Genomic DNA, 18,622 nt, shown 5'->3' with positions numbered 1-18,622 from the left:
TCAATGGGTTAGCTTGAGCGTTTCACCGTTTCGCAGAAACGGCGAGCCGATCCATTTCTTTGCTTTGACGCTATTCCCCAGGAAAGCACCACGCTCTTTTGCGGAAAAACTGCAGAGATCAGACATCATTCAAGCAAGAAATTTGCAGATGTCATTCCATCGAAGAACGAGGGGAATTCATTGAAGAAAGCAATCTCTGTTGCCGTTGTCTTGTTGATATTGGCTGTGCTTTCAGCCGTGGGGTATGTCTGGCAAAAACACGGCGTGTATGGGCTCAATGCACTTCTTCGCCGCGGCGGAAGCTACTGGATCGCCGTTGCACCCGACGATGCGCGTCTCTCGCCTGCCATGCAGCTTGCGTTGAAATCGGAAATTCCTGATGTGACCGCTGGAGCCAGCTCATGGAATGAAACCGAGCCTGGATTCCAGGTCAGAGAAATCCCCGTCATGGCGGGCGACCGTGAAATTGACCGGCTCTATCTCAACCGTTTCGATCCAGCCAAATTCCGTTTCGTTGCCCGTAACGAGCCCAGTGGTGCCAAGGACATCGACCAGTGGGAAGCGGCACTCAATCCACAAGGCACAGGCGGCACCGTTCTGATCGTCAATGGCAGTTATTTCGGACTGAAGGGCGAAGCCGACACGCCCTTTGTCAGCATGGGTGCGAGGCTCGGGCCGGATGAATACGATGCGAAGGCCGGCGCCTGGTTCGTGAATGCCTCCGGCACGCATGTGGTCGATCTCAATTCACGTGACTGGCGCGCAGTCACGGAGAATGCCGAAAACGCTATGGTTTCCTATCCATTGCTTGTCGGTGAGGACGGCCGCAACAATGTACGCGCCAAGAGCAACTGGTTGGCCAACCGCACCTTTATCGCGGAAGATCGTCAGGGCTGGATCATCGTCGGTTCGACCAAGGACGCTTTCTTCTCGCTGGACCGGCTAGCAAACTTCCTGTTGCAGACCGACCTCGATCTCAAGACGGCGCTAAACCTCGATGGCGGGCCTGTTGCCTGCCTCAGCGTCCGCTCCGGGAACTACCGGTTAAAACACTATGCCAAGTGGGAAGCCCAGGTCGCGGATGGCGACGTCTCACTGCTTCAAGCACCGCTAGATGTGCCCTGGGGATTGCCTGTTGTTCTCACGGTGGAGCGCAGGTAGCAGATCCTGCCCTTGGCAGGGTGGGTCAAAGTACTCCCGATTCCGTAGCTGAAACCGGATGGCATATTCAACCTTGGCCGCTCATGTTCACGCAATCTGACCCGGAATACCCTACGATTTCGGCGCCAGAATTCGCTTTCTGGCTCATATTCGTCGTCAACATAATTGTGATCGGCGCGGCGTTTCTCGCGTCAAAAAACATTTTCCGTCTCAAATGGTTGCCGCATGTCATCACATTCGTCTGGCTTGCTTGCTCACCTATTTTGCTAGCCTTTTTAGCTTTGCCGGAGATGTCCCCTGGTGAGAGCCCCGGCCCTGGCGACGGCTTCATTCTTTTGCCAGTTGTCGGAGAGGTAGCAGTGTGTCTGTTGGGGTATGTCTTGGTCGGCGTCGCACATGCTTTTTCGAAGTTAATCTCGCTTATCAGGCGCTGAACGCCACCAGCCCTTCGTCCTTGACGCGGCGGATGGTCAGCGCGGTGCGAACCGTGTCGACATTGGGGGCCGAGGCCAGTTCTTCAATGACGAAGGTCTGGAACGTGCCGAGATCGCTCGCCACGCAATGCAGCAGGAAGTCGGATTCGCCCGAGACCATCCAGGCGTCGCGCACGATCGGCCAGCCGCGAGTGCGCTCGGCGAAGGTTTTGAGCTCCGCGTCGGCTTGGTGATGCAGGCCGATCAGGCAGAAGGCGACGACATCCATGCCGAGCGCCGGCGCGTTGAGCAAGGCGCGATAGCCTCTGATGATGCCGGTTTCCTCCAGCCGCCGGACACGGCGCAGGCAGGGCGGGGCGGAAATGCCGACACGGCTCGACAGTTCGACATTGGTCATGCGCCCGTCGGCCTGAAGCTCGCGCAGAATCTTCCAGTCGATGGCGTCGAGGTCGGCTTTCAGGGGCATGGCGGTCTCGGCTTAGCGCAAGAATCTTTCGCGCTCTCGTCCTTAAACGACTTTTGTGTCGATGCCAGCCCTTTGGTCGGGCGATTTCGCAACCGTAACGAAAGCGGCCATTGCGCGAATAAGCCTGTAGGCCGAAGCTTTCCGGGGACGACTGCCTGATCGTCTTGCTGGTGTGGTTGGCAACCCTTACATTACCAGCAACATTTCACGTCGTTTTCCAAGGCACACTCGATTGTCTGCCCCGCAGAGGCTTTAGATGACCACCAAGCACGCGCCTGTCCTTATCATCGGTTCCGGCCCGGCCGGCTATACCGCCGCAGTCTACGCCGCGCGCGCCATGCTCAAGCCGATGCTCGTAGCAGGCTTGCAGCAGGGCGGGCAGCTGATGATCACCACCGATGTCGAAAACTATCCGGGCTTCGCCGATCCGATCCAGGGCCCGTGGCTGATGGAGCAGATGCTGAAGCAGGCCGAGCATGTCGGCACCGATATCATCAACGACATCATCACCGAGGTTGACCTCAATGTGCGGCCGTTCCGCGCCACGGGCGATTCCGGCACCACCTACACGGCCGACGCGCTGATCATTGCCACCGGCGCGCAGGCGAAATGGCTGGGCATCCCCACCGAACAGACCTTCATGGGCTTCGGCGTGTCGGCCTGCGCCACCTGCGATGGTTTTTTCTATCGCGGCAAGGATGTCGCTGTCATCGGCGGCGGCAATTCGGCGGTGGAGGAGGCGCTCTATCTCTCCAATCTGGCGAAGAGCGTGACCGTCATCCACCGGCGCAACGATTTCCGCGCCGAGCGCATCCTGCGTGAGCGGCTGTTGAAAAAGGACAATGTCCGAGTCATCTGGGACACGATCGTCGACGAGATCACCGGCCGGCCCGGCAAGACGTCGCTGCCGCCTTCGGTCGAAGGGCTGAAGCTCAGAAATGCGGTGACCGGCGAGGTCAGCCATCTCCAGGTGGACGGCGTGTTCGTGGCGATCGGCCATGCGCCGGCGGTGGAATTGTTTGTCGGCAAGCTGAAGCAGAAGCCGAACGGCTATCTGTGGACGGCGCCGAATTCGACCCGCACGGACGTTCCCGGCGTGTTCGCCGCCGGTGACGTGACCGACGATATCTACCGTCAGGCGGTGACCGCCGCCGGGCTCGGCTGCATGGCCGCGCTCGAGGCGGAAAAATACCTGGCCGGCATCGAGGTGCACCGCGAAGCGGCGGAATAAAATCTATCAAGACGGCGTCGCAAGCCGTTCAAAAGCCTGATTTTTCATTCAGACGCCAAAAACAGAACGAGGGGAACTCAATGGCGTTGGACTGGGACAAGCTTCGCGTGTTTCACGCAGCGGCGGAGGCTGGGTCGTTTACCCATGCCGCCGAGACTTTGCACCTGTCGCAATCGGCGATTTCACGCCAGGTCAGCGCGCTCGAACATGATGTCGGGGTGCCGCTGTTCAATCGCCATGCCCGCGGCCTGGTGCTGACCGAGCAGGGCGAAATGCTGTTCCGCACGGCGCATGACGTGCTGATGAAGCTCGAGACCATCAAGTCGAAGCTGACCGAGGCCAAGGACCGTCCCTCAGGCGTGCTGAGGGTAACGACCACGGTCGGGCTCGGCGCCGGCTGGCTGACCGAGCGGGTGCAGGAATTCATCGAGCTCTATCCGGAAATCAGCCTGCAGCTGATCCTGGCCAATGAGGAACTCGACCTCACCATGCGCCAGGCCGACTGCGCGATACGGCTGCGCCAGCCGCAGCAGCCCGACCTTATCCAGCGCCGCCTGTTCACCGTGCATTTCCACCTCTATGCCTCGCCGTCCTATGTCGGCAAGCACGGCAAGCCGACCTCGGTCGCCGATCTGAAGAACCATCGCATCGTCACTTTCGGTGTGCCGGTGCCGTCGCATCTGTCGGAGCTGAACTGGCTGGAAACGATCGGCGATTTCGACGGTGGGCAAAGGGTGCCGACGCTGCAGATCAACGACATCTTGTCGATCAAGCGCGCCGTGCAGGGCGGCGCCGGCATCGCCATGCTGCCCGACTACGTGATCTCCAAGGAATCGGATTTGGTGCAGCTTTTGCCGGAGACCGAGGTGCCGTCCTTCGACACCTATTTCGCCTATCCCGATGCAATGAAGAACCAGGCCAAGCTGCACGTCTTCCGCGACTTCATCATCGCCAAAGCGCGCAGCTGGTCATTTTAAACATGGCCTTGGGAGGTGCTGGTCACCCCCGCCACGGCGTCAGCCGTGGCAGCCAGCCGGGAACATTGCGGCGGTAGGTCTCGTATTCGCCACCGTAGCGGCGGGCGAGAGTCGGCTCCTCATAGAACCTGACGAAAGAGCCCATGACGATCGCGCCGATGGCGGCATAGGCAGCGACGCTCCAGCTTGAAAACAGCAACGCCTGGCCCAGGATGATCGACAGTACTGCGACATACATCGGGTTGCGGACATGGCGGTACACGCCGCCGATCACCAGTCTCTCGGTGGGCGCGACAGGCGCCGGCGTGCCGAGGCCTTCGAGCGCGAAGCGGGCAAAGGAATGGACGAGCAGGGCGATGGCCGCGACAATCAGGATGGAGCCGGCCGGCACGAAGCCGGGCACCGTCGACAGCGGCAGACGGTAGCGGTCCGTGAGCAGCCAGGGCACCAGCCCGGCGACGACACAAGGTGCGGCGATGAAGAAGACCGCGCTGCCGGCGATCGCCTGGGGTGTCCGCATGTCAGGTCTCCCTTCTTCCGGCCGACCCTTCCCATCCCGCTGCCGCAAAAATAAACGCCTGCTGCCCGATTCAACGTCATTCGGCTTTTTGCCCGCGAGCGCGAGAATCAGCCCGACTTGCGGTTCTGCGAAGGCAACAGCACGGTCGCGCCATTCATTTGGCAACTTTTCGTGGTCCTATGGCCCCTAGACATGGGTTAGACCACAGCCTATACCTTTTTGCATGCGTGTGTTGCAAAATAGATGCTTGTTTCTTGGGCATGAACAGCACATATATAGATCATCTCCTGGGTGCGTTCTCCTCCCATTAGCGCCCTCGAGTGTTCCCCTCTGGAGGTTAGCCTTAACAGGCACTTCCAATCAAACTCAGCCGGATCTTCATTGATCCGGCTTTTTTGTTTCCGGGCCTGCCGTAGCCAGCGAAAAATCGAGCAAAATCGCCGCGTAACAGTGACATGTAACCTCAGGTAACATGCCGCAGGCGCGATTCATCGTTTAAGCAGATCATAGGACGCGGTGTGGTTCGACCGGGAGATGGGGGCATCACTCGGAAGATCCGGGCTCAGGCGGCTACCGCGTCCGAACCTATTCGTCTGCCAGTGCCGTATGGCGCGGCGGATACGTGCGGCGGACCTGCCGTTTTCCTCCCAAGAAGACGGTCCGCAATAAGAGCGGCGTCCGGGTCATCCGGGCGCCGTTTTTTGTGCGGATCATCCTTCGGCCTGTCAGGCAGCCTTGCCGTTGGCGTTCATCGCCTCGTCGGCCAACCGACCGGTCAGCTCGGCCATGTGATCGAAGGCGCAACGATAGCTGGCGACGCCGGAGGTCGCCGAGCGCAGTTCGATGATCAGGTCGCCGATCTCGGCCTGCGGCATGGTCGCCTCCACGACATCCCATCCCGGCCAGTCAGGCCGCGCGTCGTAGCCAAGGATCTGGCCGCGCCGTTGCGGGATCAGCGCGATGATCTTCGAAGTGGCTTCGGACGGCGTGACGATCTCGACCTTCATGACCGGCTCGAGCAGCACCGGCGAGCAGGCCGCCATGCCTTCCTTCATGGCCAGCTTGGCCGCCATCTGGAAAGCCATGTCGGAGGAATCGACGGCGTGGTAGGAGCCGTCGGAGAGGTTGACGGCGACATCGACGACAGGGAAGCCGAGCGGGCCGGATTTCAGATAATCGCGCACGCCGGTTTCGACCGACTGGATGTAGGTCTTGGGCACGACGCCACCGGTGATGGTGTCCGAGAACTGAAAGCCGGAGCCGCGCGGCAGCGGCTTGATCTCGATCACCACATCGCCGAACTGGCCATGGCCGCCGGACTGCTTCTTGTGGCGGCCGCGCTGCTGCACCGTCTTTCGGATCGTCTCGCGATAGGGGACGGCAGGCGCATGGCCTTCGACCGGAATCTGATTCTTGCCTTCCAGCCGCTCGCGCACGACCCGCAGATGCATCTCGCCATGGCCGGACAGCACGGTCTCGGCCGAGTCCTGATTGTGGCGCAAAGTGAGCGAGGGATCTTCCTCGGCCAGGCGCTGGATGGCCGCCGACATTTTGACCTCGTCCTTGCGCTCCTTCGGCCGTAGCGCAAAGGCAAAGACCGGCTGCGGCGGCGTAAGCGTGACCAGCGGCTGGATACCGCCCTTCGTGGAACTCAACGTCTGGCCGGTCTTGACCTCGTCCAGCTTGCCCAACGCCACCGTGTCGCCGGCCTTGGCAGCGGTGAGCTTGGACTGGTCCTTGCCGAGCATCTTGTAGATGCCGGAGACCTTCGCCGTCTCGCCATTCGACAAATAGAGTTCGGCTGCATCGGCGATCTGGCCAGAGAGTACGCGCGACACGGACAGCTTGCCGCCGTGCGCGGTGTGGATGGTCTTCATCACCTGGACCACGGTGTGATTGCCGTCGGGGACGCCGAGCCGTTTGCGCGTCGCCTCGACATCAGGTGCATCATGGCGGATCGCCTTCAAAAGGCGCAGCACGCCGTTGCCTTTTTCGGCGGTGCCGATCAGCACCGGCGTTATGGCGCCGGCGCGCAGGTCGGCGGACAGATCGTCGAAGACCGCGTCTTTCGGCGGCTCGATCTCCTCCAGCAACTGCTCCATCAACTGGTCGTCATGGTCGGCAAGCGTCTCCAGCATGGAGAAGCGAGCCTCCAGTTCGCGCGCCTTGTCGTCAGTTGGAATTTCGGCAACCTGGCTTTCGGCATATTCGCGGTAGATGTAGGCGCGCTCCAGCGCCAGGTCGATCGAACCGATCACCACATTGTCCTTGCGCAGCGGAATCTGGCGAAGCAACAGCGGCGCCGCGCTCGTCGGCTGCAGCATCTTCAGCGTATCGCGTACGCCGGCGATTGCCTTGTCGACCTTGTTGAGGAACAGGATGCGCGGCACGCCGAGATCGTCGAGCTTGCGCATGATGAGCTGCAAGGCTGGGATCTTCTTCTCGTCGGCCTCGGCGACGACCACCGCGAGATCGCAGGCTGCCAGCACCGGCTCGGCCTCGAAGGAGAATTCGATCGATCCGGGACAGTCGACGAAGGTGATCTGCTCGCCCATGAATTCGGTGGTGGCAAAGGTCGCCTCGACGCTCATGGCGTGCGCCCGCGCCTCGGGCGAATGATCGGAAACGGTGCTTCCCGATGAAACGGGATTTTGGCGGGGGATTGCGCCCGTACGGGCGAGGATGGCTTCGAGAAGTGTCGTCTTACCGCTTGCAAAGGGACCGACTATGGCAATGCATTTCGGTCCCGTGCGTCGTCCTCCGGCGCGAGTACCCATGGCTGACCTCCACTCAGGCTTGGCCCTTGGAGTGCGATCAGCAAAAGTGGAAACGGTTTTGCGCCGATCGCACCCTGTCGTGAGCGGCGGCCGGCCTGTTCGACCGTCGCGGGCGGGTTGTTTTCATTTAGCCACCTGCCCAACCCATCGTCCCACGGGTTAGCCGGCAGGGCAAGGAAAATAGAAATCGCGCCGCCGCCAGACGGACGGAGCGAGAGCCGGGGTCAGAACCGCCGGTAGATTTCAGCGGGCCTGGGTGCGGCGCGCCGGCCTGGCTGCGCTTTGCTTCACCACCGTCTCGGCGTAGCGCGACAGCAACGGGTTGAACAGGTCCGGACGTTCCCAGAAGGGCGCATGGCCGGCGCCTGGTATGACATGGCACTGTTCCCACAGCGAGCTGTAGGCGACGGTCTCGAAATAGCTCAGCCGCACCAGCGGATCATGCTCGCCATTGATCACCGCGACGGGGAACGGAGCGTGCTCGACCACCTGTTTCTGGTCGGCGCCCTTGCCCGCAAACATGGAGCGCGCCACGCCGGCGCGAAGCCGGCCGTCGGTGCGCCTGATGGCTTCGCGGAAAGACGGACTGGCGGTGTCGCCGTAGCACAGAGCCTCAAAACGCTCGATGTCGCGTTCGGAGTAGACCTTCTTGGAGGCGAGCAGCATGTCCCAGTTGGCGTGAAAGCCGCGCAGCATGCCAAGCGGCCCCCGCGACACCGGCGGCGCTCCGGCCAGCACCAGGCCGCTGACCGCATGGTGAAAGCTGGCCAGTTCGACCGCCACATGGCCGCCGAGCGACCAGCCGAAGATGATGGCGTGGCCGATGCCCAAAGCGTCGAGAAGCCGGGCTGTGGTCTGGGCAAGGCCGGTAATCGTATAGGCGGTCGCCGGGTCGCGGGCATCGGAGGACTCGCCGTGGCCGGGAAGGTCGAAGGCGATCAGCCGATGGGCGTCGGCAAGCGGGCTGTCGAACTGACGGGCAAACACGGCGCGCGAACTGCCCGAGCCATGGATCATGACGATGGGCATGCCGGACCCAGACGACTGGCTGAGGCGCAAGTCGGCCTGCGGCGTGCGGATGGTGCGGTGAGTGATGCTCATGCTGGATTAGACCTTGAGATTTGCCTGACCGCCAACATCGCATCGCTGGCTCTATATGTTCTTTAAACATGTGGTTAAGAAAGGATTTCTAAAGAGATAGCCGGCACGATCGCTGGCTCCATGGCAATCACGCGCGGAATCCCGACAATGGAACCAGTCCTCGATCTTCTTGTCTCGATCTGCAGCATCGCGACGGTTGGCCAATATGTCTGGTCGATGCGGGCGCATTTCCAATCGCAGGCGATGTCTGCAGGCGCCATGGTGATTTCGGCGGCGGTCATCGCCACGGCGCTGTTCTTTCTCGCCATCCTTTGGATCCAATCGCAGCCGGGTTCGGCAAAGCTCACCGGACTTGCCGTCGAACTGGCGAGCTCTGCCCTGTTCTGGTGGGCGATCGTCACGTCGCGCAAGGTGCGGCTGCGCTTCGTCTTCGCACCCGACGATCCGCACAGCCTGCTGACCCACGGCCCCTACGGCCATGTCCGCCACCCCTTCTATACGTCCTACATCGTCTTCTGGATCGGCTGGGGGATCGCGACCTGGTCGGTCTGGGCGTTGGTGCCGGTCGCCGGGATCGCTATCCTCTATGTGTTTGCGGCGCTGGACGAAGAGAAGAAATTTTCGCGCACGCCGCTGGCCGGAGCCTACGCGGACTATCGCGTACGTGCCGGCCTGTTCTGGCCCCGGCTGGGGTGGTAGCCGGCACCGGGGCAGGGTAGGTTCTGCCAAACTTAGGGATCACCAGAGATGAAGATCATTGCCTGCGGCAGCGTGCCGACCATCATCGCGCCGGAGAAGTATTTCACCGGCCGCGTGCTGCAGACGCCCATCATCGAGAAGGAAGCGCCGGCCCGGCTCAGAGCCACGCTGGTCACCTTCGAGCCCGGTGCGCGTACCCACTGGCACACGCATCCGCTCGGCCAAACGCTCTATGTCACCTCGGGCGCCGGCCTTGCGCAGACATGGGGCGGGCCGATCCAGGAGATCAAGGCGGGCGACGTGATCTCGTTCGAGCCGGGCGAGAAGCACTGGCACGGCGCGGGTCCAAAGACGACAATGACCCACGTCGCCATGCAGGAAGCATTGGACGGCGTCCATGCCGATTGGATGGAAGCGGTAACCTCGGACCAATATGGCGGCTGAGCGCATGGCGCCAACAATAACCCGGCGGTGGCGCCGGGTTATTGTTTTTCAGAACGGACGCGATCAGGTCAGCGATGCGGTGAAGCGCTGGATGCGGGTGCAGGCTTCCTCCAGCAGCGTCTCCGAGGTGGCATAGGAGATGCGGAAGTTGGGGCCGAGGCCGAAGGCCGAGCCGAACACCACTGCGACACCCTCGCCTTCGAGCAATTCGGAGCAGAAAGTCTCGTCGGTGTCGATTATCTTGCCGGCTTTGGTCTTCTTGCCAATCAGCTGGGCGCAGGACGGATAGACATAGAAGGCGCCTTCCGGCGACGGGCAGGTTATGCCGCGCGCCTGGTTGAGCATCGACACGACGAGGTCGCGACGGCCCTGAAAGATCGCCTTGTTCCTGGCGACGAAATCCTGCGGGCCGTTGAGCGCCTCGACCGAGGCCCATTGCGCGATGGTGCAGGCGCCCGAGGTCTGCTGGCCCTGGATCATGTCCATCGCCTTGATCAGCTGCACCGGACCCGCTGCATAGCCGATGCGCCAGCCGGTCATGGCATAGGCTTTCGAGACGCCGTTCATGGTCAGCGTGCGCTCGTAGAGTTTCGGCTCGACCTCGGCGATCGTCCTGAAGACGAAGTCGCCATAGGTCAGGTGCTCGTACATGTCGTCGGTCAGTGTCCAGACATGCGGATGCTTCAAGAGCACGTCGGCCAGCGCGCGCAGCTCGGCTTCCGTGTATGCGGCGCCGGACGGGTTCGACGGCGAGTTCATCAACAGCCATTTGGTCTTCGGCGTGATCGCCTTTTCCAGCACGGCGGGAGTGAGCTTGAAACCATTGTCGATCGAAGTATCGGCGAACACCGGGGTGCCGCCGCAGATCGCCACCATTTCGGGATAGCTGACCCAATAGGGGCGGGGGATGATGACCTCGTCGCCTGGGTTCAGCGTCGCCATGAAGGCGTTGAACAGGATCTGCTTGCCGCCGGTGCCGACAATGGTCTGCTCGGGCTTGTAGTCGAGATTGTTCTCGCGCTTGAATTTTTTCGCGATCGCCTCGCGCAGCGGCGCGATGCCCGAAACCGGCGGGTATTTGGTCTCGCCGCGGCGGATCGCCTCGATCGCCGCATTCTTGATGTTGTCGGGCGTGTCGAAATCCGGTTCGCCAGCGCCGAGGCCGATAATGTCGCGGCCGGCATTTTTCAGCTCGCGGGCTTTCTGCGTCACCGCGATGGTGGCGGAAGGCTTTACGCGGGCAAGGGCGTCGGCAAGAAAGGCCATGACCAGATATCTCCAGAGGGGTCGGCGCAACCGCAAACAGCTGCGGCGCTTCTCATGTCGCATCGACCCGGCAAGTGCAAGCATTGTCGGATGAGCCAGGGCTCAAGGACCTGTGAAGATGCCTTTTTGCAGCGCGTGCATGACGGTTTCACTCTGCGTTGCGGGCTCTGCAATCGACGGCTTATCCCCGGCAAGACTAAATTCATCAACGGCCGCTAAAACCTTTGACGGCAGGATCGCCAGCCATTTCGCCTGTCTCGCGGAGCGAGGGACCCTTGTCGCGCAGCACCGGGCTTGCCCACATCATCCGTCACGATGACGGCACCGCTTCAGGTGTCTGGGGTCCCTACACGCTGCAGAGTGCCTTTCAGCCGATCTTCGCCTTCAAGGACGGCAAGCTCTCGATCGCAGCGTTCGAGGGGCTGATCCGGCCGTTTCGTGACGGCGAGCCGCAATCGCCGATGAACTTCTTCCGCACCTGTCCGGCCGGCGACCGCCTGCATATCGAGGCGCTGACGCGCACGCTGCATTTGCTCAATGCCGGCGCCTGCCTGCCGCAAGAGGCTTCGATCTTCGTCAATTTCGATCCGTCGGTGTTTACCGAGCGCTCCATCGCCGACAACGCGTTGCGCGACATGCGGCTCGTGCTGCACGAAGCCGGGATCGATCCGCGCCGCATCGTGTGCGAGGTGACCGAGCAGAAGTCGGCGTCGCAGGAAACGCTCTACAGCTTTGTCGAGGCGCTGCGGGCCAATGGCTTTCGCATTGCCGTCGACGATTACGGCGCCGATGAATCCGACATCAACCGCATCAAGGAGCTCAAGCCCGACATCGTCAAATTCGATGCGCACTGGATCACGCAGCTCATGGAATCCGGCGCCGGCTTTGCCCTGCTGACTGCCATGGTGACGAACTTCGAACTACAGGGCATCCGCACGGTGTTCGAAGGCATCGAGGAAGGCTGGCAGCTTGAATTGGCCGAGAAATCCGGCGCATCGATGGTGCAGGGCTTCGTGCTGGCGAAGCCGGAACTGGCGCCGACCAGCTTTCGCGCTTTCGGCAAGGATGGGCAGCCGTCTGTCGCGGCGGCCGAGCCTGGCAAGACGCCTGCCGGCCCGACTGCAGCGCCTCCGGCGCGGCCGGGCAGGGTGTTCGGGCGCAGGACCGGGCCATGACCGGGCAGCGCGAGAGGCGTCGCGATATCGGCGAAGCGATCTTTGCCGACGAGGTCGGCATCGAATACGGCGTCTACGGCGCGTTCCGGCTGAAGAGCGCCTACCAGCCGATCTTTGCGCCACGCGGCGGCGCGTTGGCCGCGGTTGCCGTCGAGGCGCTGATCGAACCGCAGCGCGCTTCCATGCCGGTTGCACCGGCCATGTTCTTCGACAGTGTTGCGCCGGGCGACCGCCTGTTTGTCGAGACGATGTGCCGGATGCTGCATCTGAAAAACTTCCGCAACATCGGCGTCGACGGGCTCGACCTGTTCTTCAATTACAACCCGATGATCAACGATCATCTCGGGCGGGCGCTGGCCGAGATCCGGCTGATGACGCGGCATCTCGGCGATCTCGACCTGCATGCCGCCATGCTGGTCTGCGAGATCACCGAACAGGCGGCCGACGATAATGTGCTGGCCCCGCTGGTGCGCGAGATGCGGCGCCACGGCATCCGCATCGCCATCGACGATTTCGGCACCGGCCACTCGACCGCGGAGCGGATGAGCCTGCTTCAACCGGATATTGTGAAGATCGACGGCGGCTGGTTCGCCGAATTCTGCCGCCACGCTGCCGCCGAGCGCTTCTTCCGGCCGCTCGTCTCGTCGCTGCACGATCGCGGCGCCAAGGTGCTGGTGGAAGGCATCGAGCAATCCGTGCATCTGCGCGTCGCGCTGGATGGCGGCGTCGACCTGCTACAGGGTTTCCATCTCGGCCGCCCGGCGCTGGCCGGCACGATCTTCAACCGGGAGCCGCTGTCGATCGAGGCGCTGCTTGGCGCCGACAACAAGGTGGTGCCGCTGCATCTGCGGCGCTGATTTGTGCTCGCGCTTGCCGCCGCTTCGCGGCTCGTTCCGGACCGGACGCCAACGGGCGCGATGCCCGGTTGGGCTTGCGGCCTTCGGCCGTAGCGCGCATTCAAAGAGGGCGAACTCGGCCCGCGTGAAGTTCAGCCAAAGCCTGCTCGGCAAACTTATCCAGCCGGCCAGCCTTGGCGTCCGCCTCGATCTGCATATCCCACACCTCTGCCTGATACGCTGCGAACCATTTGGTAAAGGCCTTTAGTTCTTTGGTGTTCAGGGCTGCGATGGATCTTTCAATCTGTTCGAGCTTGGTCATGGGGCGAAACTAGCATGGCCATCGTCCAATTCCAGACAAACAAAAAGGCGGGATAAATCCCGCCTTCCCATTTTCGGTAGCCTGATCGGAGCTTTAAGTCCGGGCCGGCAGCTATCTGCTGATCCAGCTTGTCGGGTCTTTCTGCTCCAGCGCGCTTCTCGCGCGACCGTCAGTACATCCGTGACTTGCCGCGCGCCCCGAACTCTCGTCCGGCGCGCGCTATCGCAAAATCAGGCTGCCTTGCTCAGAGAACCAGCGGACGACTTGCCTGTGCGGCGGTCCTGCTCGATCTCGAAGTTGATTTTCTGGCCTTCGACCAGGGTCGACAGTCCAGCGCGCTCGACAGCGGAGATGTGAACGAAAACGTCCGCACCGCCCGAATCAGGCTGAATGAAGCCGAAGCCCTTGGTGGCATTGAACCACTTGACCGTACCAGTTGCCATATGAATAGTCCTCGCATTTGCTTTGGTTTGACCGAACCGAGGTTCAGCCGGTTTGTATCGAGATTTTGGAGATAGACGTCAGCAAACGCGAAGATCGCGAGGCCCGGATCGATCGGCCGAAATATCAATGGAGCTGATATAGGCGGGTTTCGCACCAAAAACAAGATGGCTCGAAAAATGGCGTTGCGGTGGCGCCGCCCAAAGGCCGCCCCAATCGCATGAAAGCGTCGAGCAATCGGGAAGATCGGGACGCCCGACGGCGTTAGTCCGGTTTTGGGAGACTGTCATGAAAACGGTTGTGAAAACCATTCTGCTTGCCGCCTGCCTGACGCTGGCGGCCGCCGAGGCGCAGGCGATGTCGCGCTACGACCCCACTCGTATGAGCTGCGACAGGGTGCAAGGCACGATCGCCCGCCAGGGCGCGGTCATCCTGCGCTATCAGTCCAGGCGCGTGCCGGGGCTGCCGCTCTTCGACCGCTATGTGCAGAGCCAGCAATTCTGCAATGTCGGCGAGGTCAGAAAGCGCGCCTATGTGCCGAGCGCCGATACCGAATCCTGCCCGGTCTATCTCTGCAAGCGGATCGAGAACGACCATTTTCACCGCCGCTTCCTGCGCCGTCATTAGGCATATTGATATTCAGGTGAGGCCGGCCTGCGAACGATGGTCTTCTGCGCTTCCGGCGCCCACGTACATTAAGTACGCTCCGCTCCGGTTCTCGAAGACCATAGTTCTCGGTGCGGCCTGACCTGAATCTCAACATACCCAGCCGGCATACCATTCAAGCTCTTAGAACCCGAACGAGACCTGCGCCGCCGGCGGCGGGCCGACGCGCACGCCTTCCATGGCCAGCATCTTTTCCTTGGTGGCCGAGCCGCCGGGCGCCGAGAAGCCGCCGATCTTGCCGCCCGCGGCTAGTATCCGATGGCAGGGGATGACCAGCGGCACCGGGTTGGCGCCCAGCGCTGCCCCGGTTTCGCGCGGCAGGCCGGCTTGGCCGGCGCGCTTGGCCAGTTCGCCATAGGTGGTGGTTTCGCCGTAATGCAGTTTCCGCGCCGCGTCGTAGATGGCGAGACGGAAGTCGTCGACGCCGTCGAGATCGACCGGCACGCCGGAGAAATCGACGTCCTCGCCTGACGCATACGCCTTGATCGAGGCGATCAGCTCGACCACCCATTGCGGCTGCCCAATGTTCGCAGTCGTATTGGCGGCAACACCGGCATGCCGCATCAGCCGGCGTTCCACCGCTTCGCGGCTCCTTTCGGGCAGGCAGAGCCGGATCAGGCCCTTTTCGCTCCAGGCGATGCCCATGAAGCCGATCACTGTTTCTAACACTGCGTGGCCGGCTGTGATCGAAGATGCCGTTTCCATGATGCGCTCCTTTCCGCAAAGTGGCGAAAACCGGGATGCCGACCGGTACATATGCAGAACAATATGGCATCTGAGCCCGGCTCTCGCCACCCGAAAACCACCAGATGGTCCCGATTGCCCACCAGGAATCGCTGGTGTAAGGACTTCTTAACAACCGACAAATCGGACCCGCGCGGCTTGCCAGCAAAATTCAACCTTTTCGCGATCTCTGTGATCGTCGGCGCAGCTGCCCTCAGCGGCTGCCAATCGACCTCGCAGATGAAGGCTACGCCTGCGCTGACCGAAACCGCGACCGCCGCCGGCAGCGATGCCGGCTTCACCTTGCCGCTGCCCGATACGGTTTCGGTGCTACCGCAATCCTCGGGCATAACACCCGTCCAGGCGGCCGAAGCGACGCCGGCCACGCCAGCGCTCGATGCCGCTGCGCAGCCGGTTGCCGCGACGGCGGCCTTTGCCGGCGCGACGCCCACGGCCCCGGCCGTGCCTGCGGTGATGGCCGCCAATGCCTGGCAGGCGCCTGCGCCCGCCAACGCCGGACAGCCGGTCGCGGCGCAATATACGACCGCCAGCCTTGTCATGCCGGCGACCGCCAAGGGCGGCCAGAACGCCATGCCCGGCGTGCAGCAGGTAGCCTATGTCGTGCCGCAGAACCCGGCTTCCCTGGGCCAGTTCCCCGCCGCGCCGCTCGGTCTCCCGGAAGAAGAGCATGCGACCGGCATGCGCGGCGACGTCGACCGGCTGATCCAGAAATACGCTGCTCTCTACGAGGTGCCGGTCGATCTGGTGCGCCACGTCGTCAACCGCGAAAGCACCTACAATCCCAAGGCTTACAATAACGGCCATTGGGGGCTGATGCAGATCAAGCACGCGACGGCGCGCGGCATGGGCTATGACGGGCCGGCCAAGGGCTTGTTCGACGCCGAAACCAATCTGAAATACGCGGTCAAATATCTGCGTGGCGCCTGGCTGGTGGCGGGTGGCAACGCCAAGAAGGCCGATTGGCTCTACCAGACCGGCTATTATTTCGACGCCAAGCGCAAAGGCCTGCTCGAGGCCACCGGCCTCGGTGTCGACCGCAAGCGCCGCCGGCTGCAGCCCGACGCCTGAGCGCGATGCCTGAACCGCGCCCGCCGGCTCCAAACGACATCCGGCTGCGCAAAATCCTCGACGAGACGCTCGTTGCACCGCACTGGCCGGCCGGCTTTACCATGCGCTGCTTCGAACATGGTGACGCGCAGCCCTTGCATGCGCTTTTGAGCGAGGTGTTCGACGACGGCACCGACGGCCCGTTCGACGAATGGTGGCCGCGCATATCCAGCGATGCCGAATTCGACCCGGCGCTGTGTTTCCTGGTCATCGACGCCAAGGGACGGCTGGCGGCGGCAGCGCTGTGCTGGACGAGGGCCTTCGTCAAGGACCTCGCGGTCCATCCCGAAGCGCGCGGCAAAGGCATTGGCGAAGCGCTGATGTGGCAGGCTTTCAACGCCTTTCGCGATCGAGGCGCGGCCCATGTCGACCTCAAGACCAACACGGTCGAGAACGCTGCCGCGCTCAGGCTCTACGAGCGGCTGGGAATGGTGCCTGTCGCCTGGGAAGGGTAAGGGCTTTTTTCTTGCCGCAATTCCCTGGGGAAAACGCTACGCGCTTTCACGGGAAAACCGGTTCCCACTTTTCCTGGAATTGCTCGAGCGCTGTTGAAAACCTCCGGATTGTGAACTGCTTCACATTGGCCGCCGCAACCGGATGCTACCTCACCATCCATGCCTTTCGACCGATGGCGGATCGACGACTGGCAGATGTGGAGGGGCTGCACCGGCATGTGTTCAGCCACTCCTTGGCGGGTCCCAGGCGGGGGTTTGGGGCCCGCCAGTCGTTTTGCGGTCGCCCTCAGATATCGGGCGCATTGCCGATCTTCTTTTTGAGCTCAAGCGCCCAGGCGCGGCCCTCGTCGCCGCCCCACAGCAGCCAGGCGATATGGCCGGCCGATGGATTGTCCTCATTGCCGTAATTATTGCCGCGCTTGTCGACCTCGTGGCGGGCGAAATAGCTGACCATGCGGCGGATGGTGGATGGCGCCAGCTTTTCGCGGTTCTTGAGTTCCGTCGCCCGCGCCACGCCGATCTCGGTGCCGCCCCGGCCGAACTGCTTGCGCAGCCTCAACCCCTTGGCGGCATTGTTGGCCACCACTTGCGGGCAGCGCAGATCGATCTCTTCATCCTCTTGCATGTTTCTCCCCAGCTCCGGAAACCTAACCTGCGGACGCAATACAGGGAAGTGCAACCGGCTCCCAATGCAGCGCCGTCCATTAGGATCAGCGCGCCATCGGCATCTGCGAGATCCTGTGGAACCTTATGGATTTCACGCCTGAGGGTCGGCCGAACTGGAACGAACAGCTGCAATATGGCGAGGCGTGCTGTCCTGAGGTTTGTCCGCCAGGGGCTCGGGACGGCTCTTCGGCAGATGGTCGCTGACGAATAGTTCTCCGGACGCAACCCTGCCGCCAATGCCGCGTTTGATTAGCCGAGGGAAATTTTCAAATCGGAGACCTCAGATGAAAACGCTTCTCACCATTGCCGCCGTCGCCTTGTTCGCCGGTGCCCCTGCCGCCTTTGCGGCCAACTCGACTGCGGTCGCGCCTGCCATGGCCGCCAGCAAGGTCGATACCCCAACCTTCGTCAAGACGGTGCCTAGCTCCAACGAATTCGAAATCCAGTCGAGCAAGCTCGCCGAGGAGAAATCCAAGGCGGCTGACGTCAGGAAATTCGCCAAGCAGATGGTCAAGGACCACACCAGAGCCGGCAAGGAGTTCAAGGCGGCGCTGAGCCAGGGTCAGACCACCGGTTCGACCAAAGCCGCGGGACCGGCCCTGCAGCCGAAGGAGCAGGCAATGCTCGACGAGTTGAAGAGCGCAAGCGGCAAGGATTTTGACGCCAAGTACATCCAGATGCAGACGGACGCGCACAAGGAGGCCGTAGCCCTTTTCAGCAGCTATGCCAACTCGGGCGACGACCCGGCGCTGAAGGAATTCGCCAAGAAGACGCTGCCGACGCTGCAGATGCACGAGAAGCACGTGAAGGAACTCGCGGCGGCGCATCAGGGTTGAGGGCTGGTGACTGGCCAGCAATAGCATTCTACGGCGCCCCCCTCTGTCCTGCCGGACATCTCCCCCACGAGTGGGGAGATCAGCAGCGTCGGCGCCGTGCTTTTCTTGCGACGGTGAAAATTGGCGAAGGCTGAGGCGAGCCAATCTCCCTCCTTGCGGGGGATATGTCCGGCAGGACAGAGGGGGGCGCCGTAGAGTGCGACGGCCGATGCCTGCCGTTGGCAAGGCATTGCGGCAAAGTGGCTCTGTGGCTGCGCCGGCAGTGACATACATTGCCGCCACCAATTCAATGGAGCTC

Annotated in this window: 21 protein-coding genes; 12 read left to right on the top strand and 9 right to left on the bottom strand. The window is 62.2% G+C overall.

From position 1 onward, the window contains the following. The first annotated feature begins 180 nt into the window (after positions 1 to 180). Together NKH38_RS00365 and NKH38_RS00360 are read left to right on the top strand one after the other, a co-directional pair. Positions 181 to 1,161, top strand: a complete 981-nt coding sequence (locus NKH38_RS00365; protein ID WP_245260033.1) for a phosphodiester glycosidase family protein — start codon at positions 181 to 183, stop codon at positions 1,159 to 1,161. A gap of 83 nt (positions 1,162 to 1,244) precedes the next feature. Then, a complete protein-coding gene (locus NKH38_RS00360; protein ID WP_023823433.1) occupies positions 1,245 to 1,595 on the top strand; it encodes a hypothetical protein in 351 nt (116 codons plus the stop codon). Here the strand turns inward: NKH38_RS00360 and NKH38_RS00355 are convergent. Continuing rightward, positions 1,585 to 2,061: an Lrp/AsnC family transcriptional regulator gene (locus NKH38_RS00355; RefSeq protein ID WP_352758385.1), complete on the bottom strand. Its 477-nt coding sequence runs from the start codon at positions 2,059 to 2,061 to the stop codon at positions 1,585 to 1,587. The genes NKH38_RS00360 and NKH38_RS00355 overlap by 11 nt on opposite strands. Positions 2,062 to 2,317: 256 nt before the next feature. Here NKH38_RS00355 and trxB point away from each other — a divergent pair, with 256 nt between their 5' ends. Together trxB and NKH38_RS00345 are read left to right on the top strand one after the other, a co-directional pair. Further along, a complete protein-coding gene (trxB, locus tag NKH38_RS00350) occupies positions 2,318 to 3,292 on the top strand; it encodes a thioredoxin-disulfide reductase (RefSeq protein WP_352758383.1) in 975 nt (324 codons plus the stop codon). An 80-nt stretch (positions 3,293 to 3,372) separates the two neighbouring features. Further along, positions 3,373 to 4,269 carry a LysR family transcriptional regulator gene (locus NKH38_RS00345; RefSeq protein ID WP_023671970.1) on the top strand — a complete coding sequence of 299 codons (897 nt, stop codon included), beginning with the start codon at positions 3,373 to 3,375 and terminating at the stop codon, positions 4,267 to 4,269. Positions 4,270 to 4,291: 22 nt separating this feature from the next. Here the strand turns inward: NKH38_RS00345 and NKH38_RS00340 are convergent, their stop codons facing one another. From NKH38_RS00340 to NKH38_RS00330, 3 genes are all read right to left on the bottom strand, one after another. Continuing rightward, positions 4,292 to 4,789 (bottom strand): methyltransferase family protein, encoded by a 498-nt coding sequence (locus tag NKH38_RS00340; protein ID WP_023689721.1) that lies wholly within the window; start codon positions 4,787 to 4,789, stop codon positions 4,292 to 4,294. A 725-nt stretch (positions 4,790 to 5,514) separates the two neighbouring features. After that, positions 5,515 to 7,566, bottom strand: coding sequence for an elongation factor G (locus NKH38_RS00335; protein WP_352758381.1), 2,052 nt, complete (start codon positions 7,564 to 7,566; stop codon positions 5,515 to 5,517). Between the two features lie 243 nt (positions 7,567 to 7,809). After that, the gene (locus tag NKH38_RS00330) at positions 7,810 to 8,667 is read right to left on the bottom strand and encodes an alpha/beta fold hydrolase (protein ID WP_023728199.1); all 858 of its coding nucleotides are present in this window, start codon (positions 8,665 to 8,667) and stop codon (positions 7,810 to 7,812) included. A 147-nt stretch (positions 8,668 to 8,814) separates the two neighbouring features. On the opposite strand from NKH38_RS00330, the gene NKH38_RS00325 reads away from it, so the two are divergent. Both NKH38_RS00325 and NKH38_RS00320 read left to right on the top strand, forming a co-directional pair. Then, the gene (locus tag NKH38_RS00325) at positions 8,815 to 9,366 is read left to right on the top strand and encodes a methyltransferase family protein (RefSeq protein ID WP_023728198.1); all 552 of its coding nucleotides are present in this window, start codon (positions 8,815 to 8,817) and stop codon (positions 9,364 to 9,366) included. Positions 9,367 to 9,414: 48 nt separating this feature from the next. Further along, complete coding sequence (locus tag NKH38_RS00320) at positions 9,415 to 9,810, top strand: (R)-mandelonitrile lyase (RefSeq protein WP_023728197.1); 396 nt, start codon at positions 9,415 to 9,417, stop codon at positions 9,808 to 9,810. A gap of 63 nt (positions 9,811 to 9,873) precedes the next feature. Here the strand turns inward: NKH38_RS00320 and NKH38_RS00315 are convergent, their stop codons facing one another. Then, positions 9,874 to 11,076, bottom strand: coding sequence for a pyridoxal phosphate-dependent aminotransferase (locus tag NKH38_RS00315; protein ID WP_352758378.1), 1,203 nt, complete (start codon positions 11,074 to 11,076; stop codon positions 9,874 to 9,876). Positions 11,077 to 11,351: 275 nt separating this feature from the next. Here NKH38_RS00315 and NKH38_RS00310 point away from each other — a divergent pair, with 275 nt between their 5' ends. Next, positions 11,352 to 12,251: an EAL domain-containing protein gene (locus NKH38_RS00310; protein ID WP_023728195.1), complete on the top strand. Its 900-nt coding sequence runs from the start codon at positions 11,352 to 11,354 to the stop codon at positions 12,249 to 12,251. After that, the gene (locus NKH38_RS00305) at positions 12,248 to 13,108 is read left to right on the top strand and encodes an EAL domain-containing protein (protein WP_023689726.1); all 861 of its coding nucleotides are present in this window, start codon (positions 12,248 to 12,250) and stop codon (positions 13,106 to 13,108) included. The genes NKH38_RS00310 and NKH38_RS00305 overlap by 4 nt, the downstream gene beginning before the upstream one ends. A 100-nt stretch (positions 13,109 to 13,208) precedes the next feature. Here NKH38_RS00305 and NKH38_RS00300 read toward each other — a convergent pair whose 3' ends face one another. Both NKH38_RS00300 and NKH38_RS00295 read right to left on the bottom strand, forming a co-directional pair. Next, positions 13,209 to 13,409: a hypothetical protein gene (locus NKH38_RS00300; RefSeq protein WP_023671961.1), complete on the bottom strand. Its 201-nt coding sequence runs from the start codon at positions 13,407 to 13,409 to the stop codon at positions 13,209 to 13,211. Between the two features lie 230 nt (positions 13,410 to 13,639). Beyond that, positions 13,640 to 13,852 carry a cold-shock protein gene (locus NKH38_RS00295; protein WP_015316174.1) on the bottom strand — a complete coding sequence of 71 codons (213 nt, stop codon included), beginning with the start codon at positions 13,850 to 13,852 and terminating at the stop codon, positions 13,640 to 13,642. Between the two features lie 298 nt (positions 13,853 to 14,150). On the opposite strand from NKH38_RS00295, the gene NKH38_RS00290 reads away from it, so the two are divergent. Continuing rightward, the gene (locus NKH38_RS00290) at positions 14,151 to 14,477 is read left to right on the top strand and encodes a hypothetical protein (protein WP_352759255.1); all 327 of its coding nucleotides are present in this window, start codon (positions 14,151 to 14,153) and stop codon (positions 14,475 to 14,477) included. Positions 14,478 to 14,639: 162 nt separating this feature from the next. Here NKH38_RS00290 and NKH38_RS00285 read toward each other — a convergent pair whose 3' ends face one another. Beyond that, entirely contained in the window at positions 14,640 to 15,221 is a 582-nt protein-coding gene (locus NKH38_RS00285) for a methylated-DNA--[protein]-cysteine S-methyltransferase (RefSeq protein WP_023671959.1), read from the bottom strand. A 177-nt stretch (positions 15,222 to 15,398) separates the two neighbouring features. Between NKH38_RS00285 and NKH38_RS00280 the strand changes: the two genes are divergently transcribed. Together NKH38_RS00280 and NKH38_RS00275 are read left to right on the top strand one after the other, a co-directional pair. Continuing rightward, positions 15,399 to 16,328, top strand: a complete 930-nt coding sequence (locus NKH38_RS00280) for a transglycosylase SLT domain-containing protein (RefSeq protein ID WP_352543284.1) — start codon at positions 15,399 to 15,401, stop codon at positions 16,326 to 16,328. 5 nt (positions 16,329 to 16,333) lie between these two features. Further along, complete coding sequence (locus NKH38_RS00275) at positions 16,334 to 16,822, top strand: GNAT family N-acetyltransferase (protein ID WP_023733309.1); 489 nt, start codon at positions 16,334 to 16,336, stop codon at positions 16,820 to 16,822. Positions 16,823 to 17,108: 286 nt separating this feature from the next. Here the strand turns inward: NKH38_RS00275 and NKH38_RS00270 are convergent, their stop codons facing one another. Beyond that, the gene (locus tag NKH38_RS00270) at positions 17,109 to 17,447 is read right to left on the bottom strand and encodes a hypothetical protein (protein WP_352758373.1); all 339 of its coding nucleotides are present in this window, start codon (positions 17,445 to 17,447) and stop codon (positions 17,109 to 17,111) included. Positions 17,448 to 17,772: 325 nt separating this feature from the next. Between NKH38_RS00270 and NKH38_RS00265 the strand changes: the two genes are divergently transcribed. Next, entirely contained in the window at positions 17,773 to 18,324 is a 552-nt protein-coding gene (locus NKH38_RS00265; RefSeq protein ID WP_352758372.1) for a DUF4142 domain-containing protein, read from the top strand. The last annotated feature ends 298 nt before the right edge of the window (positions 18,325 to 18,622 follow it).

Origin of the sequence: Mesorhizobium sp. M1078, from assembly GCF_040318615.1 — a bacterium.
Lineage (GTDB): Bacteria > Pseudomonadota > Alphaproteobacteria > Rhizobiales > Rhizobiaceae > Mesorhizobium.
Note: the sequence above shows the minus strand (reverse complement) of the source record. Positions and strands in the feature narration are given on the sequence as shown.

What these genes read in the sequence shown, in the direction of transcription:
- NKH38_RS00360 (WP_023823433.1), top strand. Translation starts at nt 1,245, where the DNA reads ATGTTCACGCAATCTGACCCGGAATACCCTACGATTTCGGCGCCAGAA.
- NKH38_RS00355 (WP_352758385.1), bottom strand. Translation starts at nt 2,061, where the DNA reads ATGCCCCTGAAAGCCGACCTCGACGCCATCGACTGGAAGATTCTGCGC.
- trxB (WP_352758383.1), top strand. Translation starts at nt 2,318, where the DNA reads ATGACCACCAAGCACGCGCCTGTCCTTATCATCGGTTCCGGCCCGGCC.
- NKH38_RS00345 (WP_023671970.1), top strand. Translation starts at nt 3,373, where the DNA reads ATGGCGTTGGACTGGGACAAGCTTCGCGTGTTTCACGCAGCGGCGGAG.
- NKH38_RS00340 (WP_023689721.1), bottom strand. Translation starts at nt 4,789, where the DNA reads ATGCGGACACCCCAGGCGATCGCCGGCAGCGCGGTCTTCTTCATCGCC.
- NKH38_RS00335 (WP_352758381.1), bottom strand. Translation starts at nt 7,566, where the DNA reads ATGGGTACTCGCGCCGGAGGACGACGCACGGGACCGAAATGCATTGCC.
- NKH38_RS00330 (WP_023728199.1), bottom strand. Translation starts at nt 8,667, where the DNA reads ATGAGCATCACTCACCGCACCATCCGCACGCCGCAGGCCGACTTGCGC.
- NKH38_RS00325 (WP_023728198.1), top strand. Translation starts at nt 8,815, where the DNA reads ATGGAACCAGTCCTCGATCTTCTTGTCTCGATCTGCAGCATCGCGACG.
- NKH38_RS00320 (WP_023728197.1), top strand. Translation starts at nt 9,415, where the DNA reads ATGAAGATCATTGCCTGCGGCAGCGTGCCGACCATCATCGCGCCGGAG.
- NKH38_RS00315 (WP_352758378.1), bottom strand. Translation starts at nt 11,076, where the DNA reads ATGGCCTTTCTTGCCGACGCCCTTGCCCGCGTAAAGCCTTCCGCCACC.
- NKH38_RS00305 (WP_023689726.1), top strand. Translation starts at nt 12,248, where the DNA reads ATGACCGGGCAGCGCGAGAGGCGTCGCGATATCGGCGAAGCGATCTTT.
- NKH38_RS00300 (WP_023671961.1), bottom strand. Translation starts at nt 13,409, where the DNA reads ATGACCAAGCTCGAACAGATTGAAAGATCCATCGCAGCCCTGAACACC.
- NKH38_RS00295 (WP_015316174.1), bottom strand. Translation starts at nt 13,852, where the DNA reads ATGGCAACTGGTACGGTCAAGTGGTTCAATGCCACCAAGGGCTTCGGC.
- NKH38_RS00285 (WP_023671959.1), bottom strand. Translation starts at nt 15,221, where the DNA reads ATGGAAACGGCATCTTCGATCACAGCCGGCCACGCAGTGTTAGAAACA.
- NKH38_RS00275 (WP_023733309.1), top strand. Translation starts at nt 16,334, where the DNA reads ATGCCTGAACCGCGCCCGCCGGCTCCAAACGACATCCGGCTGCGCAAA.
- NKH38_RS00270 (WP_352758373.1), bottom strand. Translation starts at nt 17,447, where the DNA reads ATGCAAGAGGATGAAGAGATCGATCTGCGCTGCCCGCAAGTGGTGGCC.
- NKH38_RS00265 (WP_352758372.1), top strand. Translation starts at nt 17,773, where the DNA reads ATGAAAACGCTTCTCACCATTGCCGCCGTCGCCTTGTTCGCCGGTGCC.